Origin of the sequence: uncultured Albimonas sp., assembly GCF_963977235.1 — a bacterium.
Lineage (GTDB): Bacteria > Pseudomonadota > Alphaproteobacteria > Rhodobacterales > Rhodobacteraceae > Albimonas.
Window position 1 is genome coordinate 1 of sequence record NZ_CAXBOD010000054.1, and the last position, 24,673, is coordinate 24,673.

General features: G+C 70.8%; 24 protein-coding genes. 8 read left to right on the top strand and 16 right to left on the bottom strand.

Annotation, left to right across the window (positions count from 1 at the left end; all coding sequences use genetic code 11):
• Nucleotides 1-81: 81 nt before the first annotated feature.
• Nucleotides 82-648, bottom strand: a complete 567-nt coding sequence (locus AAC134_RS18885) for a helix-turn-helix domain-containing protein (protein ID WP_339950685.1) — start codon at nt 646-648, stop codon at nt 82-84.
• 284 nt (nt 649-932) lie between these two features.
• On the opposite strand from AAC134_RS18885, the gene AAC134_RS18890 reads away from it, so the two are divergent.
• Both AAC134_RS18890 and AAC134_RS18895 read left to right on the top strand, forming a co-directional pair.
• Entirely contained in the window at nt 933-1,862 is a 930-nt protein-coding gene (locus AAC134_RS18890; protein WP_339950686.1) for an NADP-dependent oxidoreductase, read from the top strand.
• Between the two features lie 85 nt (nt 1,863-1,947).
• Entirely contained in the window at nt 1,948-2,571 is a 624-nt protein-coding gene (locus AAC134_RS18895) for a riboflavin synthase (RefSeq protein ID WP_339950687.1), read from the top strand.
• On the opposite strand, the gene AAC134_RS18900 is transcribed toward AAC134_RS18895, so the two are convergent.
• Nucleotides 2,562-3,788, bottom strand: coding sequence for a hypothetical protein (locus tag AAC134_RS18900; RefSeq protein WP_339950688.1), 1,227 nt, complete (start codon nt 3,786-3,788; stop codon nt 2,562-2,564). The genes AAC134_RS18895 and AAC134_RS18900 overlap by 10 nt on opposite strands.
• 198 nt (nt 3,789-3,986) lie before the next feature.
• Nucleotides 3,987-5,291 carry a serine hydrolase domain-containing protein gene (locus AAC134_RS18905; RefSeq protein ID WP_339950689.1) on the bottom strand — a complete coding sequence of 435 codons (1,305 nt, stop codon included), beginning with the start codon at nt 5,289-5,291 and terminating at the stop codon, nt 3,987-3,989.
• Nucleotides 5,292-5,549: 258 nt separating this feature from the next.
• On the opposite strand from AAC134_RS18905, the gene ribB reads away from it, so the two are divergent.
• From ribB to AAC134_RS18925, 4 genes are all read left to right on the top strand, one after another.
• Complete coding sequence (gene ribB / locus AAC134_RS18910; protein ID WP_339950690.1) at nt 5,550-6,674, top strand: 3,4-dihydroxy-2-butanone-4-phosphate synthase; 1,125 nt, start codon at nt 5,550-5,552, stop codon at nt 6,672-6,674.
• Between the two features lie 3 nt (nt 6,675-6,677).
• A complete protein-coding gene (locus AAC134_RS18915) occupies nt 6,678-7,154 on the top strand; it encodes a 6,7-dimethyl-8-ribityllumazine synthase (protein ID WP_339950691.1) in 477 nt (158 codons plus the stop codon).
• Nucleotides 7,155-7,159: 5 nt separating this feature from the next.
• Nucleotides 7,160-7,678, top strand: a complete 519-nt coding sequence (gene nusB / locus AAC134_RS18920; protein ID WP_339950692.1) for a transcription antitermination factor NusB — start codon at nt 7,160-7,162, stop codon at nt 7,676-7,678.
• Between the two features lie 126 nt (nt 7,679-7,804).
• Complete coding sequence (locus AAC134_RS18925) at nt 7,805-8,722, top strand: hypothetical protein (protein ID WP_339950693.1); 918 nt, start codon at nt 7,805-7,807, stop codon at nt 8,720-8,722.
• A gap of 135 nt (nt 8,723-8,857) precedes the next feature.
• On the opposite strand, the gene AAC134_RS18930 is transcribed toward AAC134_RS18925, so the two are convergent.
• The 5 genes from AAC134_RS18930 to AAC134_RS18950 all read right to left on the bottom strand — a co-directional run bounded on the left by AAC134_RS18930 (nt 8,858) and on the right by AAC134_RS18950 (nt 13,739).
• Nucleotides 8,858-9,841, bottom strand: a complete 984-nt coding sequence (locus AAC134_RS18930) for an ABC transporter substrate-binding protein (protein ID WP_339950694.1) — start codon at nt 9,839-9,841, stop codon at nt 8,858-8,860.
• 96 nt (nt 9,842-9,937) lie between these two features.
• The gene (locus tag AAC134_RS18935; RefSeq protein ID WP_339950695.1) at nt 9,938-10,840 is read right to left on the bottom strand and encodes a glycosyltransferase family 2 protein; all 903 of its coding nucleotides are present in this window, start codon (nt 10,838-10,840) and stop codon (nt 9,938-9,940) included.
• A 218-nt stretch (nt 10,841-11,058) separates the two neighbouring features.
• Entirely contained in the window at nt 11,059-12,039 is a 981-nt protein-coding gene (locus AAC134_RS18940) for an ABC transporter permease (RefSeq protein WP_339950696.1), read from the bottom strand.
• Complete coding sequence (locus AAC134_RS18945; protein ID WP_339950697.1) at nt 12,036-12,908, bottom strand: ABC transporter permease; 873 nt, start codon at nt 12,906-12,908, stop codon at nt 12,036-12,038. The genes AAC134_RS18940 and AAC134_RS18945 overlap by 4 nt, the downstream gene beginning before the upstream one ends.
• Before the next feature lie 24 nt (nt 12,909-12,932).
• The gene (locus tag AAC134_RS18950; protein WP_339950698.1) at nt 12,933-13,739 is read right to left on the bottom strand and encodes an ABC transporter ATP-binding protein; all 807 of its coding nucleotides are present in this window, start codon (nt 13,737-13,739) and stop codon (nt 12,933-12,935) included.
• 356 nt (nt 13,740-14,095) lie between these two features.
• Between AAC134_RS18950 and AAC134_RS18955 the strand changes: the two genes are divergently transcribed.
• On the top strand, nt 14,096-15,142 hold the full coding sequence (locus AAC134_RS18955) for an acyltransferase (protein WP_339950699.1): 1,047 nt from the start codon (nt 14,096-14,098) through the stop codon (nt 15,140-15,142).
• 15 nt (nt 15,143-15,157) lie between these two features.
• Here the strand turns inward: AAC134_RS18955 and hydA are convergent, their stop codons facing one another.
• Genes hydA through AAC134_RS18970 form a run of 3 tightly spaced genes read right to left on the bottom strand, consistent with a single transcriptional unit; the run spans nt 15,158 to nt 18,285 of the window.
• Nucleotides 15,158-16,618: a dihydropyrimidinase gene (gene hydA, locus AAC134_RS18960; protein ID WP_339950700.1), complete on the bottom strand. Its 1,461-nt coding sequence runs from the start codon at nt 16,616-16,618 to the stop codon at nt 15,158-15,160.
• Nucleotides 16,619-16,639: 21 nt separating this feature from the next.
• Nucleotides 16,640-17,038 carry a hypothetical protein gene (locus AAC134_RS18965; protein ID WP_339950701.1) on the bottom strand — a complete coding sequence of 133 codons (399 nt, stop codon included), beginning with the start codon at nt 17,036-17,038 and terminating at the stop codon, nt 16,640-16,642.
• On the bottom strand, nt 17,035-18,285 hold the full coding sequence (locus tag AAC134_RS18970) for a Zn-dependent hydrolase (RefSeq protein WP_339950702.1): 1,251 nt from the start codon (nt 18,283-18,285) through the stop codon (nt 17,035-17,037). Before AAC134_RS18970 ends, AAC134_RS18965 begins: the two co-directional genes overlap by 4 nt.
• Before the next feature lie 356 nt (nt 18,286-18,641).
• Between AAC134_RS18970 and AAC134_RS18975 the strand changes: the two genes are divergently transcribed.
• Nucleotides 18,642-19,286, top strand: coding sequence for a TetR/AcrR family transcriptional regulator (locus AAC134_RS18975; RefSeq protein WP_339950703.1), 645 nt, complete (start codon nt 18,642-18,644; stop codon nt 19,284-19,286).
• A gap of 103 nt (nt 19,287-19,389) precedes the next feature.
• On the opposite strand, the gene AAC134_RS18980 is transcribed toward AAC134_RS18975, so the two are convergent.
• From AAC134_RS18980 to AAC134_RS19000, 5 genes are all read right to left on the bottom strand, one after another.
• Nucleotides 19,390-20,679 (bottom strand): glutamate-5-semialdehyde dehydrogenase, encoded by a 1,290-nt coding sequence (locus AAC134_RS18980; RefSeq protein WP_339950704.1) that lies wholly within the window; start codon nt 20,677-20,679, stop codon nt 19,390-19,392.
• A complete protein-coding gene (gene proB, locus AAC134_RS18985; protein WP_339950714.1) occupies nt 20,679-21,833 on the bottom strand; it encodes a glutamate 5-kinase in 1,155 nt (384 codons plus the stop codon). Before proB ends, AAC134_RS18980 begins: the two co-directional genes overlap by 1 nt.
• A gap of 77 nt (nt 21,834-21,910) precedes the next feature.
• Nucleotides 21,911-22,969, bottom strand: coding sequence for a GTPase ObgE (gene obgE / locus AAC134_RS18990; protein WP_339950705.1), 1,059 nt, complete (start codon nt 22,967-22,969; stop codon nt 21,911-21,913).
• Nucleotides 22,966-24,033, bottom strand: coding sequence for a GNAT family N-acetyltransferase (locus AAC134_RS18995; protein ID WP_339950706.1), 1,068 nt, complete (start codon nt 24,031-24,033; stop codon nt 22,966-22,968). The genes obgE and AAC134_RS18995 overlap by 4 nt, the downstream gene beginning before the upstream one ends.
• Entirely contained in the window at nt 24,012-24,575 is a 564-nt protein-coding gene (locus AAC134_RS19000; RefSeq protein ID WP_339950707.1) for a GNAT family protein, read from the bottom strand. The genes AAC134_RS18995 and AAC134_RS19000 overlap by 22 nt, the downstream gene beginning before the upstream one ends.
• Nucleotides 24,576-24,673: the final 98 nt, after the last annotated feature.

The following is a 24,673-nucleotide window of genomic DNA, read 5'->3' on the forward strand; positions in this document are numbered from 1 at the left end:
GGGGCGAGTCGCTCTGATCGGCATCCGCGAGAGACGGCTCCGGAGAACAGGCGCTATGCGAGGGGCGGCGGCCGGGCGCCGTCACTCCAGGCCGGCGAGGCGGCGCCAGGTGGTCTCGGTCAGGGGCGCGTTCTCGGCCCGCGCGCGGGCGACGAGGATGCGGGCGGCGCGGGTCTCGGACCAGCGGCAGAGGCCGCGCAGGACCGAGGCGAGCTCGCGCCCCAGCGGCGTCAGCGCGTAGTCGACCCGGGGCGGCGCGCTCGGGGTCACGCGGCGGGTGACCAGGCCGTCCCGCTCCAGCCGGCGCAACGCCTGGGTCAGCATCTTGGGCGTCGCCCCCTCGACCTTGCGCGCCAGGACCGAGTGCCGCTGCCTGCCCATCGCCAGCGCCGAGACCACCAGCACCGCCCAGCGGTTGGCCAGGATCTTGAGCAGCGCATGCGAGGCGCAGTCGCGGCGAAACGCGTCGAAGACGATCGGCGCCCAGTCCGCGCCGCCCGGGTCCGGCGCCCCTTCGGCGCAGGTTTCGGCGAGCGAGCCGGCCGCCGGGGGTGGCGGCGGGGGCGGGGGCGGGGGCGACCGGCGGCGAGCCGCCTCCCGTCCCGCCCGGCCCTCGCCTGCCGCCGCGATCGCGACCGCGGCGGCCATCGCCCCGGAGGGCGCCCGCCGCGGCCTGGCAACGCCGCCCGCGCCGGAGTTTTCCCCTCCCTGTGGACGGACGCGCGCCGGGCCGAGCGCGGGCCGCGCGTCCGGCTTGACGGAGGCCGGGCTCCTTGCGCCTCCCCCGGTCTCGCCCGGGGCGTGGCGCTTCGACCGGTCGGCAGGGTCGCTATCCATCGGGTACCTGCTATCTTGAAGGCAGCGGCGTCCTCTCGGAGTGTCCGTAGCCCAGCAACCGTTAACCCGATCCCAAGACCGAGCCGGAGCCCCCCATGCGCAAGATCGTCCAGACCCTCACCGGAGGCCCCGACGTATTGGAGCTGACCGAGGCCCCCGATCCCGTCCCCGGCGAGGGCGAGGTCCTGGTCGCGGTCGCCGCCGCCGGCATCAACCCGGTCGACGCCGCCTTCCGCGCCGGCCTGTTCCCCGCGCTCCCCGACCTGCCCTTCACGCTGGGCTGGGACATCGCCGGCACGGTCGTCTCGGCAGGCCCCGGCGCCGGGCGCTTCCCGAAAGGAACCCGCGTCTTCGGCATGCCCCGCTTCCCCAGGGAGGCCGGCGGCTACGCCTCGGCGATCGCGGCGCCCGAGGCCGAACTCGCCGCCACCCCGGAGGCCTGGAGCGACGCGCAGGCCGCGGCCATGCCGCTCGCCGGCCTCACCGCCTGGCAGGGGCTGGTCGGCGCGGGCAAGCTCGCCCCGGGCCAGACCGTGCTGATCACCGCGGCTGCGGGGGGCGTGGGCCATCTCGCCGTGCAGATCGCGGCCGCCCTGGGCGCGCGCGTCACCGCCTCGGCGAGCGCGGGCAAGCACGCGGCCCTCACCGCCTGGGGCGCGGCCGAGACCCTCGACTACACGCGCGAGGCGCCCGAGGCGCAGGGCCCGCGCTTCGACCTCATCCTCGACGCCTTCGGGGGCGAGACCTCGGCCACGCTGCTCCCCGCCCTCAAGTCCGGCGGCGCGCTGGTCTGCCTGCGCGAACCCTCCCCCGAGGCCCGCGCCCAGGCCGAGGCCCAGGGCAAGTCCATCCGCCGCATCGGCGTGCGCCCCAACGGCCCGCAGCTTGAAGAGCTCGCGCGCCTGGGGGCCGAAGGCCGGCTGACCCCCGCCGTCGCCAGGACCTTCCCCCTGGCCGAGGCCGGCGCCGCGCAGAGCTTCCTCGCCGACGAAAAGCCCGTGGGCAAGGTCGTGCTGCTGCCCTGAGCGGCGCGCGGCGGCCCCGTCCCCCTCTTGCCGCGGGCCGCGCGCGTCGCTAGGTCCGTGACGGACGCATTCGGGAGGCCCATGCATGTTCACCGGCATCGTGACCGACATCGGCGAGATCGGCTCGCTCGAGAAGCGCGGCGACCTGCAGGCGCGGATCCTGTGCTCGCCGGCCACCGCGCGGGCGGAACTCGGCGCCTCGATCGCCTGCGACGGCGTCTGCCTGACGGTGATCGCCTCGGGCGAGAGCGAGGACGGCCGCGGCTGGTTCGAGGTCGACGTCTCGGCCGAGACCGTCGACAAGACCAACCTCGCCGCCTGGACTCCGGGGACCCGCATCAACCTCGAGCGTGCGCTGAAGGTGGGCGACGAGCTGGGCGGCCACATCGTCACCGGCCATGTCGACGCGGCGGCCGAGATCGTGTCGATGCGCGACGAGGGCGACTCGACCCGCGTGCTGTTCCGCGCCCCCGACGCGCTCGCCCGGTTCATCGCGCCCAAGGGCTCGGTCTGCCTGAACGGAACCTCGCTGACGGTGAACGAGGTGGGCGATATCGAGGGCGGCGGCGCCACTTTCGGCGTCAACCTGATCCCCCACACCAAGACCGTCACCACCTGGGGCGACCGCAAGCCGGGCGACCGGGTGAACCTCGAGATCGACACCCTCGCCCGCTATGTGGCCCGCCTGGCCGAAACCTCTCAGCTCTGAGGCCGCGGCCGCGCCAGCAGCAGGATCGCGCCCATCACCGCGAGGTAGGTGATCGCGTTCGAGGGCAGCAGCGCGTTGACCGAATAGCCGTTCCAAGGCGCGAACAGCAGCGCGAAGACCACCGGCGCCAGGCGCGGAACCCGCGGCGTCGCCAGCCTGTCGAGCCGCGTGCGGCGCAGGACCCAGGCGACCTCGGGCGCGGCCGCGAGGTTGATCCCCCGCGCCGCCAGCGCCAGCGCGACGCCCAGCGTGATCAGCGAGAACCGTCCCCAGTCCCAGCCCGCGACATAGAGCGGCCCGGTCAGGAACAGCAGCGTCAGGAAGTTGATCGCCGCCGTCCAGGTTCCGGTCCGCGCCGCGACCAGCGCCACCAGCAGCAGCGGCCAGACCAGCACGCAGACCGCCCGCACCCCCGTCCAGACAACCTGGAAGGGCGTGCCGAAGTACAGTTTCATGGTGTGGCTCAGGGCGTCGAGCCCCGGATAGGGCAGCACGTTGCCCTGCACCTGCGCCTCAACGCCATTGCCGTGGACCAGGACCATATGGCCGGGCGAGGTCGGCGTCTCGGCGCCCAGCAGCGCGAAGGCCATCGCCAGCGCGATCACGCCGGCCAGCACCGGCGCCACGCGCAGACCCACCCCGTAGGCCGCACAGCCGGCAAAGGCCGCCGCGGGCAGCATCAGGAACACCGAGGCCTCGTGGATCGCCAGCGCCGGCAGGCTCAGCGCGGCCATGATCCAGACGCTCGCCCGCCCCGGGACCAGCAGCGCGGCGAGGAACGCGGCCGCCACCACATGCATCGGGTCGCTCGCCACCTCTCGCGCCAGCGCCAGCGGCGGGCCGATCAGGAAGGCCGCGACCAGCGCCCAGTCGCCCTGCGAGGCCCGCTTCAGCGCCCAGCCCGACAGCGCCATCCACAGGGCCGCGAACCCCGCGGCGATCGTGGCGAGCAGCCAGAACGGGACCCGGTCGCCGACGATCCCGCCCAGCCCCCACCCCAGCAGCGCCCGGCGCATGTAGCCGTCGACGTAGTCGATCAGCCAGAAGCGGATGAAATAGTCGTGCAGGCAGCCATACTCCGGCGTGCAGGCGGGCGCGGACTCCCTGAGGCAGAGCGCCGCGAGCAGCACGCAGGCCAGACCGAACGCCGCCCTGGCCCACAGCGGCGGCCCCGCGCCCTCGGCGCCGCGCATCTCCCCCTCACGCCAGGTGCCCACGGATCGTCCCTCCCCTGATGGTCCCCTCGCCCCGGCGCGGCCACGCGCTCGGGACGTCGCACGATCCGCGATGCGCGCTCAAAAGACCGGGCGACCAAAGGTCCCAGCCGCCCGATCCCGCCCCGCTATCCAAAGGAGAGCGCCCCGAAATGAAACGGCGGCCCGCAGGCCGCCGCTCCTGTCCGTCCCTGCCGGCCCTCAGTTGGTCGGCTGCTCGTCGGTCATCGCGCCGTAGACCATGCTTTTCAGCCAGGGGCGCATCTCCGAGCCCTTGGGGCGGGACTGGATCATGAACACCACCTGCAGGTCGTTCATCGGGTCGTTCCACCAGGCCGTGCCCGCGGCGCCGCCCCAGCGATACTCGCCCTTGCGGCCCATGTCCGGGGAGATCCCGTCCGAGGTCCGCACCGCGACCCCCAGCCCGAACCCGTAGCCCGCGCCGGGGAGGTAGTACTTGCCCGGCTCGATCCGATCGCCCAGGTGATCGGCGGTCATCCAGGCCACCGTCTGCGGCGACAGCAGCCGCGCGCCGTCCAGCTCGCCCCCGTTCAGCAGCATCTGCGCAAAGCGCGAATAGTCGTCGAGGGTCGAGTGCAGCCCCCCGCCGCCGCTCTCGAAGGCGACCTTGATCCGGGGGTCGGCCATCCCGTAGGGCCCGATCTTGGAATACGCGGGATAGGGCTCGGCGATGCGATCGTGCAGGGCGGGATCGTCCACCGCGAACATGGTGTCCTCCATGCCCAGCGGCGCGAAGATCATCTCCTCGAACACCTCGCCCAGCGGCTTGCCCGCCACCACCTCGATCACCGCGCCCAGCACGTCGGTCGCGCGCGAATACTCCCATGTCTCGCCCGGCTGATGCTCCAGCGGCAGGGCGGCGAGGTCCTGGGCGTTCTCGCGGTTGGTGCGCGCGGAATCGCCCGCCCGCGCCTTCAGATAGGCCTCCCGCGCCGGCCCCTGGCCGAAGAACCCGTAGGTCAGGCCCGAGGTGTGGCGCAGCAGGTCCTGCACGGTCATCTGGCGCTTGGCCGGCTCCAGCGTCGGCTCGCCCTTGGGGCCGTAGCCGGTGGCGACCTTCATCTGCGCATACTCGGGCAGGTGCTTGGACACCGGGTCGCCGATGTCCAGCTTGCCCTGCTCGACCAGCATCAGCGCGGCCACCGAGGTGATCGGCTTGGTCATCGAGTAGATGCGGAAGATCGCGTCGCGGCCCATCTCCGGCCCCTCGGGGCGCACCTGACCCAGCACGGCCGTGTGCACGATCTTGCCGTGGCGCGCGATCAGGATCGAGGCGCCGGGCATGTCGCCGGCCTCGATATGCTCCTGCAGCTTGGCGTCGATCGCGGCCAGCCGCTCGGCCGAGAAGCCCAGGCTCGCGGGATCGCCCTGGGGCAGCGGCTCGGCGAGCGCGGGCAGCGAGACCCCCAGCGACAGCGATATCGCCGCGCCAAACGCGGCGCGAGACAGCGCCGCGCCGAAGGCGGCGGGGGAAAGCGGTTTCATCGGACGTCCTCCCTGGACGGTATGGCCTCGCCCGGCCGGTGTTCCGGTCCGGTCGCGCCGCCGGCAAGCGCGGCGCCCCACCACGCTAGCCAGACCGCCCGCCCCCGCCAAGCAAACTCCGCCGACCGCCGGCAGGCGGCCCCCTCTCCACAGTCTGTCTCCCCCGCCCTGCCGCCGGCAGGCGCATCCCGTCTGGCCTCGCGCCCGCTTCCGCGGTAGGACCGCGGCAACATCTGCAAGAGGCCCCAGGCGAGACTCATGGCTGGAAGCGACGACTATTCCGACGCCCTCTCCTCGGTCGAGGAGATCATCGAGGACGCGCGCAACGGGCGCATGTTCATCCTGGTCGACCACGAGGACCGGGAGAACGAGGGCGATCTGGTGATCCCCGCCCAGATGGCGACCCCCGACGCGATCAACTTCATGGCGATCCACGGCCGCGGCCTGATCTGCCTGTCCCTGACCGCCGAGCGGATCGAGGAGCTCGGCCTGCCGCTGATGTCCTCCAACAACCAGTCCCGGCACGAGACCGCCTTCACCACCTCGATCGAGGCGCGCGAGGGCGTGACCACCGGCATCTCGGCCCACGACCGCGCGCGCACCATCTCGGTGGCGATCGACGGCCGCTCGGGCCCCCAGGACATCGCCACGCCCGGCCACGTCTTCCCGCTGCGCGCCCGCGACGGCGGCGTGCTGGTCCGCGCCGGCCACACCGAGGCGGCGGTCGACATCGCGCGGCTCGCCGGCCTCAACCCCTCGGGCGTGATCTGCGAGATCATGAAGGAGGACGGGACCATGGCCCGCCTCCCCGACCTCGTCGCCTTCGCGCAGCGCCACGGGCTCAAGATCGGCGCGATCTCCGACCTGATCGCCTACCGCCGCCGCCACGACAACCTGGTGCGCGAGGCCTCGGCCCGCCCGGTCCACTCGCCCCACGGCGGCGACTGGCTGCTGCGGGTGTTCACCGACGCCACCTCGGCCTCCGAGCATCTGATCCTCTCGAAGGGCGACCTCTCGGCCCCCGGCCCGGTGCTGGTGCGCATGCATGTTCTCAACCCCATCGACGACATCATCGGCGCCGATCCCGTCCGCCACGGCACGGTCGAGGCCGCGATGGAGACCATCGCCGCCGAGGGCCGCGGCGTCATCGTGCTCTTGCGCGACCACTCCCCGGGCCGGCTCGCCGCGATGCTCTCGGACGCGCCCAAGGGCGTCTCGCCCCACACGCTGCGCCAGTACGGCATCGGCGCCCAGATCCTCGCCGCGCTCGGCATCCACGAGATGGAGCTGCTGACCACCTCGGCCGCTCCGCGCCCGGTGGGGCTCGAGGGTTACGGCCTGTCGATCACCGGCTCCCGCCGCATCACCAAACCGGAGGGCTGAGCCATGGCCAGCACCGAACAGGAAGGCGCGCTGGCGCTGCCGCAGTTCGAGGGCTTCTCGCCCAACATCCTGCTGGTCGTCGCGCCCTTCTACCGCCAGATCGCCGACAACCTGATCGCCGGCGCCGCGGCCACCCTGAAGGCCGCCGGCGCCACGCATGACGTGATCGAGGTCCCCGGCGCGCTCGAGGTGCCCACCGCCATCCGCATGGCCCACCAGCGCGGCGGCTACGAGGGCTATGTGGCGCTCGGCTGCATCATCCGCGGCGAGACCTACCACTTCGAGCTGGTCTGCAACGAGAGCGGCCGCGGCCTGACCCTTCTGGGGCTCGAGGGGCTGGCCATCGGCAACGGCATCCTCACCCCCGAGACCATGGCCCAGGCCGTGGTCCGCGCCGATCCCGACGACATGGACAAGGGCGGCGGCGCCGCCGCGGCCTGTCTGCACCTGGTGGCGCTGGCGCGCCGTTTCGCGGGATGACCGCCATGACCGACACGCCCGAAACCCCCGAGCCGGCCCCGGCGCCGCGCCCCGAGCCCTCCCGCCAGGAAAAGAAGCTGATGCGCTCGGCCGCGCGTCTCGCCGCCGTGCAGGCCCTGTTCCAGATGGAGAAAAGCGGCGAGGACTGGCGCGAGATCCGGCGCGAGTTCGTCAACCACCGCTTCGGCCACTCGATCGAGGGCGAGGAATACCGCGAGGCCGACCCCTACCTGTTCGAGTCGATCCTCGAGGGGGCGGTCAACCGCCAGGCCCAGATCGACCAGACCACCAACGTGGCCCTCGACGACGCCTGGCCGATCCACCGCATCGACCCCACCCTGCGCGCCATCTTCCGCGCCGCGGGGGCCGAGCTGTTCGACTCGACCGTCACCCCGCCCCGGGTGATCATCTCCGAGTTCGTGGACGTCGCTCGCGCCTTCTTCCCCGAGGGCAAGGAGGGCGGTTTCGTCAACGCGGTCCTCGACAAGGTCGCCCGACAGGCCCGCCCCACCGACTTCGCCTGAGCGGCTCGCGGGACGAAGGGGGGCCGCGCACGGGCCACGGGGCGGCGCGCAAGACGCGCCCTGCCCCGTCCTGACGCCCGGGGCGGTCCTTTCCGGCTCACGCACCACAAACACGATCCGCGCCAGATGCCCCCTGCCTGTCTCGCCCGCGCCATGAACGCCGCGTCCCGCAGAGCGTTCATCGCGCCGTTCGCCGCGCTCGCCATCGCCGGCAGCGCGCTCGCCGCGCCGGCGCTCCGCCCTCTGGATCCAGACACCTGCGACGTGATCCGCCGCTACGACGCGCGCGAGGATCTGCCCAGCTTCCGCGACCAGTTCATCCACATGGCCTTGGGCACAGAGCTGTGCGAGGACCGCGCCGCCTACTGCGCTCGCGACCACATTCTGCGCCGGGAAAGCGGCGTCAGCTTCTGGTACTTGCGGCTGCGCAGCTGGGAAGGACGCAAGGAGCTGCGCCGTCAGATCGGGTTGGCGATGGAGGAGGCGTTTGGCGTCATCTTCGATACCCTGGAGATGACGCCGCAAGACGATTTCGAGATCGTCACGTCCGAGTTCGACAGCGCTCGCTTCCCGGTCATCGGCATGATGCTGAGCGATTATTCGGAACGCCAGATTGCTCTCAACTCGATCTTCGAGCGCGCGCCCAATTTCCTTTCCCCCGCCAAGCGGAAGCTTTTGCTGGCCGCGCGCAAAGGCTGCTTCGTATTAACGAGCGAAGATGAATTTTCGCGGGGTTCACCCTCCATCTCGCTCATCTTTCTCGATTTCAATCTACCGGAAGAATTGCTGGTCCGCTGCGCCAAGGAAGAAGTCTACAACGCCTTCCTTCCCGGCGACCCCATCGGCGACGCCTCATTGTTTGACGACCCCTGGGGACGCGAAGCGCCCGCCGATCCCGCGCAGGGTCCGGGGTTTTCGGAGCGGGACCGGGCGCTGCTGCGCCTGCTCTATACCCCCGACCTGCGCGCAGGCATGCCGCGCGCCGCGATGGAGGCCGCCGTCGATCATGTGCTCGCGCGCGATTGCGGCATCGCCGGTCCCTGACCGTCCCGCCGGTCTCGCGCCTTGCGTGTCGCGCCGGTGATTAAATCAACCGATCTGATTTAAAACGCCGCCCGCGCGCATGAAAAAGGGGCCGCCGAAGCGGCCCCCTCGTTGTTCTTACCTAGCGTCAGGCGCTCACAGAGCCTCGTCGGTGATCGCGTGGGTCCAGGCGCCCTCGGGCTGCTTGGTGATCACGGGATCCGAGCCGCCGGCGAGCAGGCTGTCGACCGTGCGCTGGTAGTCGGCCTCGTCCAGCGCGCCGTTCGAACCGGCGGTCAGCTTGGCGATCTCGCCCATCATCCGCTTCTGGTGCTTCTCGGTCTGGGCGCCGCTGGCGTCGTTCTCGAGCACGATCTCGGCGGCCTCGTCGGGGTTCTCCTCGGCCCACTTCCAGCCCTTCATGCTGGCGCGGACGAACTTCACCATGTTCGCCTTGAACTCGGGATCTTCCAGATTGTCTTCAAGGACATAGAGCCCGTCCTCGAGCGTCGCGACCCCCTGGTCCTCATACTTGAAGGTGACCAGCTCGTCCTCGGAGATGCCCGCGTCGATTACCTGCCAGTACTCGTTGTAGGTCATCGTCGAGATGCAGGCCGCCTGCTTCTGGAGCAGCGGATCGACGTTGAACCCCTGCTTGAGGACCGTCACCCCGTCCGCGCCGCCCTCGGTCGGAACGCCCAGATGCGCCATCCAGCTCAGGAACGGATACTCGTTGCCAAAGAACCAGACGCCCAGCGTCGAGCCGGGGAAGTCCTCCGGGCTGGTCACGCCGGATTCCTTGAGGCAGGTCAGCATCATGCCCGAGGATTTGAACGGCTGGGCGATGTTCACCGCCGGCACCCCCCGCTCGCGCGCGGCCAGCGCCGAGGGCATCCAGTCGACCATCACGTCGGCGCCCCCGCCGGCCAGCACCTGCACGGGCGCGATGTCGGGCCCGCCGGGAAGGATCTCGACCTCGATCCCCTCCTCCTCATAAAACCCTTTGTCCTGAGCCACATAATAGCCCGCGAACTGGGCCTGGGTGACCCATTTGAGCTGCAGGGTCACGTCCTGCGCCTGGGCCGCGCCGGAGGCTACCGCGACACCGCCTGCCAGCGCGACCAACGTTCTCTTGAACATGAGCTTCACCTCTCCTTGTTGGACTTGGTTCCGTCTGACCCTTGAGCAGAACCTGCTCCAAGGCCAGACATTGCATCCGATCGCCCACTAACTTTTCTAGAAAAGCCTGCGTGGGAAGCCGAACCCCGTGATCTTTAGCAAGAGCTTCTGCCATGGGTTGATCCGGTACAACGACCGAAATAGCCGTCTCGCTTCGGACTCTCCTTGGTCGAGCGCTCGAACGACACGGTCGAACTGACGCTGTCGCACGACGCTCATGGTGGCGTGTTTCGTGTGAGAATGCGTTCTCAGCAGCCACTTCGTCTTCCAGCGGTCGAACGATATCGCATCGAAGTGGCCGACGTAGAGAGCCTCCAAGGGGGCGCCGAGTTCGTACGACCATCGACAGGCGCCCTCGCCCCTCACGTTCGTCCAGTGCGCTTCGATCAGCAGATTATCAGAGACCGGCAACCGGACGAACTGCTTGCCCAGCGCATGGCCAATCAAGCCGGATTGAAACTGGCGACCGCGCCATCCGTAGAGAACAGCTTTCCAGAGCCGAGTACGACGATGGATTGCAAGTCGGAACCAGGTCGAACCGCAAATCGCGTCCTCATCGTCGCCGGACGTGTAGACCGCTTCTGCAACCGGCATCCGAAGGCTGACCACCTCGGGCGGAGCAGCATCGAGGCCTGCTCCGAGGTCGTCCACGCCGAAGACGAACTCATCCGCGTCCACAACCAGCATCCAGTCGCAGTCGTCCTGCTTCGCATGGTGCGTATAGATGGCCGTTTGGCGCTCCAGAAAGACGACTGGCTTTTCAAAGCCAAGCGTTCTCCAGTAGTCTCGGTTGCAGGATACTACACTAACCCGATCGTCGGCGAACGACAGTTCGTCCGGCAAATCCCCATCGTAGTAGAGATAGATCCGCGATGCGCCGATGCTAAGGTAATAGGACGCGAACTTGTGGAGCACCTCTGGCTCCTCAAGGACGATCGCAACGACGGAAAACAGCCCCATCAAACTATCTCCAGGCCAAGACGACCGATAGGCCCACACATCGCCCGAGTCCTACGGCGTTCGCACAGCATGGCGACATCGCACCCGAGGTTCAGCAGCGTACACGAGCGTTCTGTTGAAAGGATTGACTGGTTCATGGCGGTATCAGTGCGGATCGCATCCTTGTACAGCGCGCGACGAATTGTGTTCACGTCTTCTGTCACCCCCATCTGCGTCGCTCACAATCGCTGCGAAGGGTGCCAGAAGGTCACCCAGCGTTCAGCCAGCGACGCGACCCCGTAGAAGGCCGAGCCCGCCACCGCGGCCACCGCGATCTCGGCCCAGACCATGTCGACGTTCATCCGCCCGACCTCGGTCGAGATGCGAAAGCCCATGCCCACGGTGGGCGTGCCGAAGAATTCCGCCACGATGGCGCCGATCAAGGCGAGGGTCGAGGCGATCTTCAAGCCGTTGAAAATGAAGGGCGCGGCCATCGGCAGGCGCAGGCGCCACAGCGTCTGGCGCGGGGTCGCGGCCCAGGTGCGCATCAGGTCGCGCTGCATCCGGTCGGCGGCCTTCAGCCCCTCGACGGTGTTGACCAGCATCGGGAAGAACACCATCACCACCACGACCGCCGCCTTCGAGGGCCAGTCGAAGCCGAACCACATCACCATGATCGGGGCCACGCCCACGATCGGCAGCGCCGCCACGAAGTTGCCCACCGGCAGCAGCCCGCGCTGCAGGAACTCCGAGCGGTCGATGACGAGCGCTGCCAGGAACGCCGAGCCGCAGCCCAGCGCGTAGCCGATCAGCACCGACTTCAGGAAGGTCTGCTGGAAGTCGGCCCACAGGATCGCGGGCGAGGCGACCAGCCGCTCGAAGATCATCGAGGGCGGGGGCAGCAGCACCGGGGGGATCTGCGCGCCGCGGGCCACCGCCTCCCACAGGAACAGGAGCGTGGCGCCGAACACCAGGGGGGCCGCCAGCGCCGCCGCCTTGCCCCAGCGCCGGTCCGCGTCCGCCAGGCGGGCCAGCGTCGAGACCAGCGCCGCGGCCAGCGCCCAGATCGCCGCGGTCTGGATCCAGTAGAGCGCGCCGGCCCCGTCTCCGGTCCCCGGCAGGGCGACGGCGAGGAACAGCCAGCTCAGCGCCCCTGCCGCCAGCGCCAGCCCCGCCGCGCGCATCCGGGGGCTGCGGGCCGTCTCGCGCGCCGCGCTCATCGTCCGAACCCCATGCGCGCCAGCGTGACCCGGCCCGCCAGCCCGATGATCGCCACCAGTGCGGCGGCGAGCGCCGCGGCCGCGAACAGCGCCGCCCAGATCTGCACCGTCTGCCCGTAGTAGCTGCCTGCCAGCAGCCGCGCGCCCAGGCCCGCGACCGCGCCGGTGGGCATCTCGCCCACGATGGCGCCCACCAGGCTGGCCGCGACCCCGATCTTGAGCGAGGCGAAGAGATAGGGCGCCGAGGCCGGCCAGCGCAGTTTCCAGAACGTCTGCCCCCCGCTCGCCGACCAGGTGCGCATCAGGTCAAGCTGGATCCGGTCGGGCGAGCGCAGGCCCTTCACCATCCCCACCACCACCGGGAAGAACGACAGATACGTCGAGATCAGCGCCTTGGGGATCAGCCCCTTCAGCCCGACCGCGTTCAGCACCACGATGATCATCGGCGCCAGCGCCAGGATCGGGATGGTCTGGGAGGCGATCACCCAGGGCATGATCGAGAGGTCCATCGCCCGGGAATGCACGATCCCCACCGCCAGCAGCATCCCCAGCGTCGTGCCGAACACGAAACCCAGCAGCGTCGCCGAAAGCGTGATCCAGCCATGATAGACCAGACTGCGCTTGGAGGTGACGTTCTTCTCGACCGTCGTCTCCCAGATCTCGACGACGACCTGGTGGGGCGCGGGCAGCACCGGCCGCTCCTGGGCCATGGTCCCCGCGGCCATGTCGAGGAAGGCGACCTCGGTCTTGGCGCGGGCCGCCTGGTCCCGCTCCCACGGCAGGTTGAGCGCGAGCGCGCCCAGATACCAGACCGCCACGATCGCCGCGACCACGGTCGCGACCGGCAGCAGCGTGCGCGAGACGCTCATCGTCCCGCCTCCGGTCGGCCGGGCTCAGTCATAGGAATGCCCCGCCCTGAGCCCCTCGCGCACGCGGTGGGCGACGGCGAGGAACTCCGGGCTCTCGCGGATGTCGAGCGGGCGGTCCAGCGGCAGCGGGCTCTCGATCACGTCGACGATACGGCCGGGGCGCGGGCTCATCACCACGATGCGGGTCGAGAGATAGACCGCCTCGGGGATCGAGTGGGTGACAAAGCCGATGGTCTTGCCCGTCTCCCGCCACAGCCTCAGGAGCTGCTCGTTGAGGTGATCGCGCACGATCTCGTCCAGCGCGCCGAAGGGCTCGTCCATCAGCAGCAGGTCGGCGTCGAAGGCGAGCGCGCGCGCGATCGAGGCCCGCTGCTGCATGCCCCCCGAGAGCTGCCAGGGGTATTTCTTCCCGAACCCCTCTAGGTCGACCAGCGCCAGCACCCGGTCGATGCGGGCCTGCTGCTCGGCCTTCGAGAAACCCATGATCTCGAGCGGCAGGCGGATGTTTCCCGCGATGGTGCGCCAGGGATAGAGGGCGGGGGCCTGGAAGACATAGCCATAGGCGCGCGCGCGGCGGGCCTCCTCGGGGCTCATGCCGTTGACCGAGAGGACGCCGGAGGTGGGATGCTCGAGGTCGGCGATCACCCGCAGGAAGGTGGTCTTGCCGCAGCCCGAGGGCCCGATGAAGGAGACGAAGTCGCCCTGCCGGATCGTCAGGTCCACGTCCGAGAGCGCATGCACCGGCCCGTCGTTGGTGGCGAAGGTCAGGCACAGGTCGCGCGCCTCGATCACCGGGCGCGCGCCGGCGGCTGCGGGGGCGGCTCCGGTCATGCGCCTGCGCCTTCCGCTGCGCGGCGGCGCCCCGCCGTCCCGATCGCGCCGACCGCCCGGTGCAGCCCCATCCTTGCCTCCCCCACTTGCCACGATGTCTGCGCCCTGCGCGCGCGCTCGACCCTGCGGAGCCGCGCGGCGCGGGGCGGAGCCAACTCAACCACTCCTGACCCGGGCCGGCAACCGCGACGCTGCGCCGCTCGCCCCCCACCGGCTCCGGCGTCCGTCGGTCGCGCGGGAGCGGCCCTGCGGCGTCGATGACAAGTCTGGCGAACTCGTTCATTGTCGCCCGCGACACGGGGTGCGAGGTCGCCCACGACACGGGGTGCGAGGGCCTCGGACCCCATGGAGACGAGATGACAGTTCACAACAAGGTCGAGAGTCTTCAGGCGCTTCGGTTCGTCGCCGCGCTGATCGTGGTGCTGTTTCACGCGCACCTGTCGGTGATGGCGACCGGCGCGGCGCCGGCCCTGTTTGGCCTGTTCGCCAACGGCGAGCTGGGGGTCGACATCTTCTTCGTCATCTCGGGCTTCGTGATCTATGTCTCGGCGACGCGGCGGCCGGATTTCTCCGCCGCAGGCTTCCTCTTCGACAGGTTCTGGCGCATCTATCCGATCTATTGGGTGGTCTTGTCGGCGCAGTTCGCCTCCGAGGCGCTGTCGCTGGCCACCGGTCTTGGAAACGTCCGCCCCGAGGCTTTCGAGACCGGACCGGTCGCGGCCTCGTTGCTGTTGCTGCCGGTCACCAAGTCGTGGATGGTGCTCGACGTGGCCTGGACCCTGACGCTCGAGGTCACTTTCTACCTGATCTTCGCGCTCAGCTATGTCCGGGGCGGGCATCGAGCCGCTCTGATCTGCGTGAGCGCCTGGTTCCTGGCGGGCGGCCTGTGGCGTGGCCTCGCCGGGTCGACCGAGGCCCCGCTCCTCCTGGCCAACGAGAAAGTGCTGGAGTTCGCCTTCGGGCTGATCGTCGCCCGGCTGTTCGTGCAGGGACGCATGCCGTATGCGCGTCTCGCGCTTGGCGTCGGGGCGCTGGGGCTGGCAGGGGTGCTGTTCGCGCTGCCGTATCCCGCGTTTCGCGCGGCGCCGCAGTGGCTCGTCGCCGGTCTGCCCGCCGCCTGCCTGGTCTACGGGTTGGCCGCGAGGCCTGTGACGATGCCCCGCTGGCTGCTGCTGGCGGGGGAGGCGTCGTATTCGCTCTACCTGATCCACTTCCTGCTGATCGGTCTGATCGCGAGCGTCTCGCAGAAGCTGCTGGGCGTGCATCCGATGGCCTCGCTGTTCACCGGCCTGCCGGTGATCGCGGCGCTGATCCTGAGCTCCATCGCGCTGACCGTGTGGGTCGAGCGTCCGATCCTGCGGTGGGGCAGGCGCCGCCGGCGGCGGCCGGCGGCGGTGAGCTGAGCGGTCGGGCCCCGCTCAGACCCCCGAGGGGATGTTGAGCGGGTCGCGCTCGATGGCCCGCGGCGCGGTCAGGGCCTTCCAGGTCGAGAGCGCCTTGTTCGGCGCCGGGAAGGCCGGGCGCGGGATGAACTTGCCCCGGCCGGGCTGGGGCTGGGAGTTCTGGCCCGCCGCCCACACCACGTCCCCGCGCGAAAGGGTGAAGCGCGCCTGGCCCGTCACCTCGAACCCCTCGAAGACGTTGTAGTCGATGATGGATTTCTGCGTGGCGGCCGAGATCGTCTTGCTGGCCTTGGGATCCCACACCACGATGTCGGCGTCCGCCCCGGGCAGGATCGCGCCCTTGCGGGGATAGATGTTGAGGATCTTGGCGATGTTGGTCGAGGTGACGGCGACGAACTCCTCAGGCGTCAGGCGGCCCGTCTCGACGCCGCGGGTCCACAGGACCGCGAGCCGATCCTCGATCCCGCCGGTGCCGTTGGGGATCTTGGTGAAGTCGCCGAGGCCAAAGCGCTTCTGCTCGGTCGAGAAGGCGCAGTGGTCGGTCGCCACCACCTGCAGCGAGCCGGCCGAGAGGCCCGCCCACAGCCCGTCCTGGTGCTCCTTGTTGCGGAAGGGCGGGGACATCACCCGGCGGGCGGCGTAGTCCCAGTCCTTGTCGAAGTACTCGGATTCATCGAGCGTCAGGTGCTGGACCAGCGGCTCTCCGTAGACGCGCATGCCCTTCTGGCGGGCCCGGCGGATGGCTTCGTGGGCCTGCTCGCAGGAGACGTGGACGATGTAGAGCGGCACGCCGGCCGCATCCGCGATCATGATCGCGCGGTTGGCGGCCTCGCCCTCCACCTCGGGCGGGCGGGAGTAGGCGTGGCCCTCGGGCCCGGTGACCCCGTCGGCCATGTATTTCGCCTGCAGCTCGGCGACGATGTCGCCGTTCTCGGCATGGACGAGCGGCATGGCGCCCAGCTCGGCGCAGCGCTTGAAGGAGGCGAACATCTCGTCGTCCTGCACCATCAGCGCGCCCTTGTAGGCCATGAAGTGCTTGAACGTGTTGATGCCGCGGTCGACGGCCCACTTCATCTCCTCGAAGATGGTCTCGTTCCAGCCGGTGATGGCCATGTGATAGGAGATGTCGACCGAGATCTGGTCCTTCGACTTCTTGTCCCAGGCCTCGATGGCGTTCCTGATGGATCCGTCCTCGCCCGGCAGGCAGAAGTCCACCAGCATGGTGGTGCCGCCGGCGGCGGCGGCAAAGGTGCCGGATTCGAAGGTTTCCGCCGCGGTGGTGCCCATGAAGGGCATCTCGAGATGCGTGTGCGGGTCGATCCCGCCGGGCATGACATAGGCGCCCTCGGCGTCGATGGTCTCGTCGCCCTTCAGGTTCTCGCCGATCTCGAGGATCGTCTCGCCGTCGATCAGGACGTCGGCCTCATACATGCGGTCGGCGGTGACGATCGTGCCGCCCTTGATCACCTTGGTCATCGCTTCGTCCCTGTCTCTTGATCAGTTCGCGCCGCGGAGGGTCTGCGCCCCGGCCGGCGGCTCCATCTTGATGAAGTTGTACATGATGGCGTTCAGGAGGGTCAGCGTCTCGTCGGGATCGTCCCGGAGACGGTTCTCCAGCACCAGCGTCCTCAGCCTGCGGGCCGCGGCGAGGGAGCTCCGGGGCGGGGTCTCGCGCTCCATTTCCTCGACAGCGAAGTCGCAGGCCTCCAGCGCTTCCGCGCGCCAGTTTATCCGGGCGAGGGCGTCGCCGTCCTCGTGAGCGCGGATCTCCTCGGTCGTCATATTGGCGAACGGCACGGTCCGCAGCACGGCGGCGGCGGCGTGGTCGGCGGGGGAGAAGCTCTCCTCCGCAACCAGGCCCAGCCGTCGTCCGATGCCGCGGAGCAGGTTCCTCACCCCACGATCCCCGCCGTCTCCAGCACCGCGCGCAGCAGCACGTTCGTGCCCTTGGCGGCCCAGTCCTGGGTGATCTCCTCGTCCTCGTTGTGGCTCAGCCCGTCCACGCAGGGGCACATGATCATCGAGGTGGGGGCCACCTTGTTGATCCAGCAGGCGTCGTGGCCGGCGCCGGAGATGATGTCCATGTGGGAGTAGCCCAGGGAGTCGGCCGCGTTGCGCACCGCGCTCACGCAGGTCTCGTCGAAGGTCACCACGTCGAAATGGCCGGCGACCTCGATCTCGATCCCGAGGCCGATCTCGGCCGCGATCTCCGGGGCCTCGGCCTCGAGGCGCGCGCGCATGGCGTCGAGCTTGGCCTGATCGGGGGAGCGGAAGTCGACGGTGAAGACGGTCTTGCCCGGGATCACGTTGCGCGAGTTCGGGTAGACCTCGACATGGCCGATGGCGCCGACCGCGCCGGGCTGGTTGTCCATGGCGATGGTGTGGACCAGCTCGGTGATCCGGGCCATGCCGAGGCCCGCGTTCACGCGCATCGCCATCGGGGTCGAGCCGGTGTGCGCGTCCTTGCCGGTCAGCGTGATCTGCAGCCACCACAGGCCCTGGCCGTGGGTGACGACGCCGATGTCGGTCTCCTCGGCCTCGAGGATCGGGCCCTGCTCGATGTGCAGCTCGAACATCGCCTTCATCGGGCGATTGCCGACCTCCTCCTCGCCCTTCCAGCCGATGCGCTCCAGCTCCTCGCCGAATTTCTTGCCGTCCGCGTCGGCGCGCGCGTAGGCCCAGTCCAGCTCATGCACGCCCGCGAAGACGCCCGAGGCGAGCATGGCGGGGGCGAAGCGGGTGCCCTCCTCGTTGGTCCAGTTGACCACCACGATGGGGTGCCTGGTCTTCACGTTCAGGTCGTCGAGGGTGCGGATCACCTCGAGCCCGCCGAGCACGCCCAGGATGCCGTCGTAGCGCCCGCCGGTGGGCTGGGTGTCGAGATGCGAGCCCATGTAGACCGGCGGCAGGCTCGGGTCCTCGCCCTCGCGCCGGGCGAACATGTTGCCCAGGCGGTCGACGCCCATGCTCAGCCCGGCCGCGTCGCACCAGGACTTGAACAGCGCCCGCCCCTGCGCGTCCGCGTCGGTCAGCGTCTGGCGGTTGTTGCCCCCGCGGACGCCCGGGCCGATCTCGGCGAGGTCGTGGATCGACTCCCAAAGCCGGTCGGAGTTGATCTGGAGGTTCGAGCCAAGCTCAGCCATGGGAATTCAGCCTGTGGTTTCCGCGGCATGCGCGGCGGTGTGGAGATCTCGGGCGAAGAGGCGGGCGCCGCCGTCGGGTCCGGCTCGGGGACCGGCGCGCGGGACGGAAGGCGTCGCGCTTGCGTGCATCGTGGAGGTCCTCCGGCCTGCGCCGGGACCGCCCCCGGACCGGCGAAAGCTCTTGCGGCGAGTTAACCGTCTGGTCAAAGTTCACGCTAGCAGGACGGCCTCGACCGTCAACAGGAAAACCCCGGAGGCGAGCCGCCCATGACGGCGACAGCAGCGCGCACCCCAGCCTCAGGATCGGGCGCCTCGGGATCGGGCGCCCAACCGAGCGGCGCCCCGCGTCCGCCGGCATGAGCGCCGCCGAGCCCCCCCGCGCGGCCCGCACCAAGCGGCGCACCCGCATCCAGCAGGAGAACGAGGAGAAGATCCTCGACAGCGCGCTGGAGGCGTTCTCCCAGCACGGGTTCAAGGGGGCGACGCTGGACGCCATCGCCGAGGGCGCGGGCATGTCCAAGCCCAACCTGCTGTATTATTTCCGCCGCAAGGAGGACATCCACGCCGCCCTGATGGAGGGTCTGCTGGACGAGTGGCTCGAGCCGCTCGAGGCGCTCTCGGCGCAGGGCGACGCGCTGCGCGAGATCCGCGCCTACCTGCGCCGCAAGCTGGACATGGCGCGCGAGCGCCCGCGCGAGAGCCGGCTGTTCGCCTCGGAGGTGATGTCGGGCGCGCCGCGGATCGAGGACTATCTGCACGGCCGGCTGAAGGCGCTGGTGGAGGCGAAGGTCGAGGTGATCCGCGCCTGGATTGCGGCCGGCAAGATCCGCCGCGTCGACCCCTATCACCTGATCTTCGCGATCTGGTCCACGACCCAGCACTACGCCGACTTCGACGCGCAGGTGCGCATCGTGATGGGGGTCGAGGGCGACGGCCATATCGACGATGCGGCGCGGTTCCTTGAAGACCTGTTCCTCAAGGGCCTGGCCCCGGACCCGTAGGGCGCATTTCAATGCGCCGTTGCGGTTCCCCGGGCGCGGCGCATTGGAATGCGTCCTGCGCGAAACGCCCCCGCGGGGGGCGGGGGCGCCGGGGCCGGGCCGCCTACGGCCGGGTCGTGCCGTCGCCTTCCACGAGATACTTGAACGAGGTCAACTGCTTGGCGCCCACCGGGCCGCGGGCGTGCATCTTGCCGGTGGCGATGCCGATCTCGGCGCCGAAGCCGAACTCACCGCCGTCGGCGAACTGGGTCGAGGCGTTGCGCAGCAGGATCGCGCTGTCGAGCCGGGCGAAGAAACGCTCGGCCACCGCGTCGTCCTCGGTCAGCACGGCCTCGGTGTGCTGGGAGCCGTGGGCCTGGATATGGGCGATGGCGGCGTCGACGTCGTCGACCACGCGGGCCGCGAGGATCATGTCGAGGAACTCGCGACCCCAGTCGGCCTCGCTCGCCGGGACCACCCGGGGGTCGAGCGCCTGCACGGCGGCGTCGCCGCGGATCTCGACGCCGGCGTCGATCAGCATGGCGAGGGTCGCCGCCCCCTGCCCCGCGGCGTAGTCGCGGTGCATCAGCAGGCACTCGGCCGAGCCGCAGATGCCCGTGCGCCGGGTCTTGGCGTTCAGGATCACGCGGCGCGCCTTCTCGGGGTCGGCGGCGGCGTCGGCGTAGACGTGGCAGATGCCTTCCAGGTGGGCAAAGACCGGCACGCGGGCCTCGGCCTGCACCCGGCCCACGAGGCCCTTGCCGCCGCGGGGAATGATCACGTCGATCGCGCCCTGCATGGTCAGCATCTCGCCGACCGCCGCGCGGTCGCGGGTGGGGACGCGCTGGATGGCGTCGGCGGGAAGGCCCGCGGCGCGCAGCCCCTCCTGCAGGCAGGCGTGGATCGCGCCGGCGGAGTGGAAGCTCTCCGAGCCGCCGCGCAGGATCGCGGCGTTGCCCGACTTCAGGCACAGACCGCCCGCGTCGGCGGTGACGTTGGGACGGCTCTCGTAGATCACGCCGATGACGCCGAGCGGCGTCGCCACCTTGCGGAAGCGCAGGCCGTTGGGGCGCGTCCATTCCTCGAGCACGCGGCCGACGGGATCCTCCTGGGCCGCGACCTCGCGCAGGCCCTGGGCCATGGCGGCAACGCGCGGGGCGGTGAGGAGCAGGCGGTCGAGCATCGCCTCGCTCAGGCCCTTCTCGCGGCCGAACGCCATGTCGCGGGCGTTGGCGGCGAGGATCTCGGCCTCGCGCGTCTCGATCGCCTCGGCCGCGGCGCGCAGGGCGGCGTCGCGGGCAGAGGCGGGGGCGTAGGCGAGTTCGGCCGCCGCCGCCTTCGCGCGCCGGCCGAGATCGGCCATGACCGCCGGGACGTCGAGGGTCTTCGCGTCGTCTGCGATCGATCCGTCCATCACTCGGTCTCCTCCGTCTGCGATTGGGCCTGGGGCGCGGCGCCCGCGGCGTCGGCGTCCCAGATGACGATGTTGTCGCTGTGGGCCACCTCGGCGCGGCCGGGATGGCCCAGCGCGCCCTCGACCTCGCGCGAGTGCAGGCCGGTCACCGCGCGCGCCTCGGCGTCGCCGTAGCCTGCGAGCGCGGCGCCGACCGAGGCGCCCTCCTGCGTGACGATGGCCACCGGGTCGCCGCGCTCGAACACGCCTTCGACCGCGCGCAGGCCCGCGGGGAGCAGCGATTTTCCGCGACGAAGCGCGCCGGCGGCGCCCGCGTCGACCACCAGCCGGCCCATCGGCTTCATGCCCGCGATCCACTGCTTGCGGGCGGTCAGCGGCGACTCCTCGGCCCGGAACAGGGTGGCGAGCGCCCCCTGCCCCAGCGCGCTCAGCGGCCGGTCGACCTCGCCCTTGCAGATGATCATCGCGCAGCCGCCGCGCGTCGCGGTCTTGGCGGCCAGCAGCTTGGTGCGCATGCCGCCCGAGCCCGCGTCCGAGCCCACGCCCGCGCCCATCGCCTCGATCTGGGGGGTGATGCGGTCGACGGCCTCGAAACGGCGAGCCTCGGGGTCGCGGCGGGGATCGGCGGTGTAAAGCCCGTCGACGTCCGAGAGCAGCACCAGCAGGTCGGCGCCGGCCATCAGCGCCACGCGGGCGGCAAGGCGGTCGTTGTCGCCGAACTTGATCTCGTCGGTGGCCACCGTGTCGTTCTCGTTGACCACCGGCAGCACGCCCAGCGACAGCAACTGGCGCAGGGTGGCGCGGCCGTTGAGATAGCGGCGGCGGTCGCGAGTGTCGTCGAGCGTCAGCAGCACCTGGCCCGCGGTGACGCCGTGGGGCTCGAGCACCTCGGCATAGGCCTGGGCGAGGCGGATCTGGCCGACGGCGGCCGCGGCCTGCGCCTGCTCGAGCGCCAGCGCCCCGCGGCGAAAGCCCAGCACCCGGCGGCCGAGCGCGATCGAGCCCGAGGAGACGACCATCACCTCGGCCCCCCGCGCCCGGATCGCGGCGAGATCGGCGGCGACCCCGCGCAGCCACTCGCGGCGCAGCTCGCCGGTGGCCGCATCGACCAGCAGGGCCGAGCCGATCTTCACAACCAGGCGCGAACAGGCCAGAAGCGCCGCAGACGAGGCGCCCGCAACGGGGGCCTCGCCCGACGCGGCGCCTGCGGCGGGATCGGCGCGCGCGTCGCTCAGGGGCGCCACTGCTCGGTCTCCTGCGCGTGGCCCTCCTCGATCGCCGCGGCTTCGGCCTCGGCCCGGCGCTTGGTCATCACCTCGCGGCGCAGCAGACGCAGCGCCTCGGTGACGTTGTGGCCCGAGACGCCCGACATCGGCAGCACCCGCGCGGCGCCGGCTTCGGCGAGGGCGGCGAGCTTGTCCTCGACCTCCTCCTCGCGGAGCGCGTCGATCTTGTTGAGCGCGGTGATCACCGGCTTCTCGGCGAGCCCCCCGCCATAGGCCGAGAGCTCCTCGCGGATCACCTGCCAGTCGTGGGCCACGTCCTCGGAGGTGCCGTCGATCAGGTGAAGCAGGACGGCGCAGCGCTCGACATGGCCGAGGAACTGGTCGCCCAGGCCGCGGCCCTCATGGGCGCCCTCGATCAGGCCGGGGATGTCGGCGACCACCATCTCGGCCCCGTCCACGCCCGCCACGCCCAGGTTGGGGTGCAGGGTGGTGAACGGATAGTCGGCGACCTTGGGGCGCGCGTTCGAGACGGCCGAGAGGAACGTCGACTTGCCCGCGTTGGGCAGACCCGCGAGCCCCACGTCGGCGATCAGCTTCAGGCGCAGCCAGATGGTCCGCTCGATCGCGGGCTGACCGGGGTTGGCGCGGCGCGGAGCGCGGTTGGTCGCGGTCTTGAAGTGCAGGTTGCCCCAGCCGCCGTTGCCGCCCTTGGCCAGCAGCACCCGGTCGCCGAGGTTGGTGAGGTCGGCGATCACCGTCTCCTCGTCCTCGTCGAGCACCTCGGTGCCGGCGGGCACGCGCAGGACGATCTCCTCGCCGTCGGCGCCGGTGCGCTGCTTGCCCGCGCCCGCGCGGCCGTTCTTGGCGAAGAAGTGCTGCTGGAAGCGGAAGTCGATCAGGGTGTTGAGCCCCTCGACCGCCTCGACCCAGACGTCGCCGCCCCGGCCGCCGTCGCCGCCGTCGGGCCCGCCGTATTCGACATACTTCTCGCGGCGGAACGACAGGCAGCCGTTCCCCCCCGCGCCAGAGCGGATATAGACCTTGGCGAGGTCCAGGAATTTCATGCCGCGTTCCTTTCCGGGCAGGCCGCCAGCGCCGCCGAGAGCGCCTCGCGGCTCAGCGCCATGCGCCTCACCATGGCGATCTCGGCGCGCGCGGGCGCCGTGCCGAGCTCGACCCCGTCCGCCGCGAACCCGAGGCGCGACAGCACGGTCAACGAGCCGATGTTATCCTCGAACGCCTCCGCCCGCAGCATCTGCAGGCCGAAACGATCCATCACATGGGGCAGGAAGGCGGCGAGCGCCTCGGTGGCCAGCCCCTGGCCGCGCCACCCCTGCCCGATCCACATCGAGACGTCGCAGGGCTCTCCCCCGCGTCCCCGGGCCGAGAGCCCGAGCTCCCCGATCAGCCGCCCGTCGAGCCGCACGCCGACCGCGAAGCCGGGGCGGTTGGCGAACCGCCGGGCGGCGATGCGCGCCGCGGCCCGGGCCTCGGACATCGGGTGGTCGACCGAGAGCATGTTGCGCGCGGTCTCGAGGTCGCTCAGCGCCGCCAGCGCCGGGGCGTCGGCCGCGGTCATCGGCGTGATCGTCAGGCGCGGAGTGACCAGGCGGAACTGCTGGGACAAGGCCCAGTCCTCGCGCCCCAGCTCCATCGCGAAGCCGTCGGCCGAGGCCCCGCGCCCGAGCGAGAAGCTGCGCGCGCTCCCCGTCAGGCGAAAGCCCAGCTTCGCGAGCACCCGGATCGAGGGCGCGTTGTCGGCAAAGACCCGCGCCGTCACCTGGCCGAGCCGCATCCCCCCGAAGGCGTGCGCCAGCAGGGCGCGGGCGGCCTCGGTCGCATAGCCGCGCCCGCGCGCCTCGCGCCCCAGCCAGTAGCCGAGCGAGCCGTCGGGCGCGATCGAGCACAGGCCCTGCGCCTGCCCGTCGTCGATCACGCGGGCCACCTCGCCGGCCAGCGCCATGGCGACCAGCGCCTCGCGCACGGTGTCAGCGCTGTTGGGATAGGGGATCCGCGTGGTCATCCGCGCGACCAGCGGGTCGGTGGACAGCGCGGCCAGCCGCTCGGCGTCGCCGGGCGCGGGCAGGCGCAGCCGCAGGCGCGGGGTCAGGAGCTCCGTGCCAGCCACCGGTCCCGCTCCAGCCTGTAGCGCCATGTGGGCGCGACGGCGCCGCGCGCGGCGGAATACGCCTCGCCCTCGCCCTGATAGTCCAGCCCCGCCCGCGTCAGCACATGGGCCGAGGCGGCGTTGTCCTGGTAGACCTTGGCGGTCAGCGCCCGCGCGCCCGCCTCGAACAGGTGGTCGCGCACCGCCACCACCGCCTCGGTCGCGTAGCCGGTGTTGCGGAAGGCGGGGCCGACCACATAGGAGACCTGAAAGACGTTCTCCTCGGCCTCCTTGTTGAGGAACACCAGCCCGACCATCTCGGGCCCGTCCGAGCGGGTGGCGTCCATCACGTAGAGCGGGCCCGAGCGCTTGCCCGCGAGCGCCCGCTCGATGGTCTGCTCGGCGGCGCCGGGGGGATAGGGATGCGGGATCAGCGCCAGCGACTTCGCGGCGCGCGCGTCCGAGAGATAAAGCGAGATCAGCCCCGCATCGCGTCGCCGCGGCGGTCTCAGGACCATCCGGTCCGCTTCGATCAGGGGCGCGATCTGCAATCCGTCCAACATCTTTCCCAACTCCCTCCCAAGGGACTGCTTCCCTTGCCGGGGCGCCTCTAGCGGACGGCTCTCCGGCGGCCGTCAAAATCGGCGAGGCGGGCGGCGGA

What these genes read in the sequence shown, in the direction of transcription:
- AAC134_RS18885 (WP_339950685.1), bottom strand. Translation starts at nt 648, where the DNA reads ATGGCCGCCGCGGTCGCGATCGCGGCGGCAGGCGAGGGCCGGGCGGGA.
- AAC134_RS18890 (WP_339950686.1), top strand. Translation starts at nt 933, where the DNA reads ATGCGCAAGATCGTCCAGACCCTCACCGGAGGCCCCGACGTATTGGAG.
- AAC134_RS18895 (WP_339950687.1), top strand. Translation starts at nt 1,948, where the DNA reads ATGTTCACCGGCATCGTGACCGACATCGGCGAGATCGGCTCGCTCGAG.
- AAC134_RS18905 (WP_339950689.1), bottom strand. Translation starts at nt 5,291, where the DNA reads ATGAAACCGCTTTCCCCCGCCGCCTTCGGCGCGGCGCTGTCTCGCGCC.
- ribB (WP_339950690.1), top strand. Translation starts at nt 5,550, where the DNA reads ATGGCTGGAAGCGACGACTATTCCGACGCCCTCTCCTCGGTCGAGGAG.
- AAC134_RS18915 (WP_339950691.1), top strand. Translation starts at nt 6,678, where the DNA reads ATGGCCAGCACCGAACAGGAAGGCGCGCTGGCGCTGCCGCAGTTCGAG.
- nusB (WP_339950692.1), top strand. Translation starts at nt 7,160, where the DNA reads ATGACCGACACGCCCGAAACCCCCGAGCCGGCCCCGGCGCCGCGCCCC.
- AAC134_RS18925 (WP_339950693.1), top strand. Translation starts at nt 7,805, where the DNA reads ATGCCCCCTGCCTGTCTCGCCCGCGCCATGAACGCCGCGTCCCGCAGA.
- AAC134_RS18930 (WP_339950694.1), bottom strand. Translation starts at nt 9,841, where the DNA reads ATGTTCAAGAGAACGTTGGTCGCGCTGGCAGGCGGTGTCGCGGTAGCC.
- AAC134_RS18935 (WP_339950695.1), bottom strand. Translation starts at nt 10,840, where the DNA reads ATGGGGCTGTTTTCCGTCGTTGCGATCGTCCTTGAGGAGCCAGAGGTG.
- AAC134_RS18940 (WP_339950696.1), bottom strand. Translation starts at nt 12,039, where the DNA reads ATGAGCGCGGCGCGCGAGACGGCCCGCAGCCCCCGGATGCGCGCGGCG.
- AAC134_RS18945 (WP_339950697.1), bottom strand. Translation starts at nt 12,908, where the DNA reads ATGAGCGTCTCGCGCACGCTGCTGCCGGTCGCGACCGTGGTCGCGGCG.
- AAC134_RS18950 (WP_339950698.1), bottom strand. Translation starts at nt 13,739, where the DNA reads ATGACCGGAGCCGCCCCCGCAGCCGCCGGCGCGCGCCCGGTGATCGAG.
- AAC134_RS18955 (WP_339950699.1), top strand. Translation starts at nt 14,096, where the DNA reads ATGACAGTTCACAACAAGGTCGAGAGTCTTCAGGCGCTTCGGTTCGTC.
- hydA (WP_339950700.1), bottom strand. Translation starts at nt 16,618, where the DNA reads ATGACCAAGGTGATCAAGGGCGGCACGATCGTCACCGCCGACCGCATG.
- AAC134_RS18970 (WP_339950702.1), bottom strand. Translation starts at nt 18,285, where the DNA reads ATGGCTGAGCTTGGCTCGAACCTCCAGATCAACTCCGACCGGCTTTGG.
- AAC134_RS18975 (WP_339950703.1), top strand. Translation starts at nt 18,642, where the DNA reads ATGAGCGCCGCCGAGCCCCCCCGCGCGGCCCGCACCAAGCGGCGCACC.
- AAC134_RS18980 (WP_339950704.1), bottom strand. Translation starts at nt 20,679, where the DNA reads ATGGACGGATCGATCGCAGACGACGCGAAGACCCTCGACGTCCCGGCG.
- obgE (WP_339950705.1), bottom strand. Translation starts at nt 22,969, where the DNA reads ATGAAATTCCTGGACCTCGCCAAGGTCTATATCCGCTCTGGCGCGGGG.
- AAC134_RS19000 (WP_339950707.1), bottom strand. Translation starts at nt 24,575, where the DNA reads ATGTTGGACGGATTGCAGATCGCGCCCCTGATCGAAGCGGACCGGATG.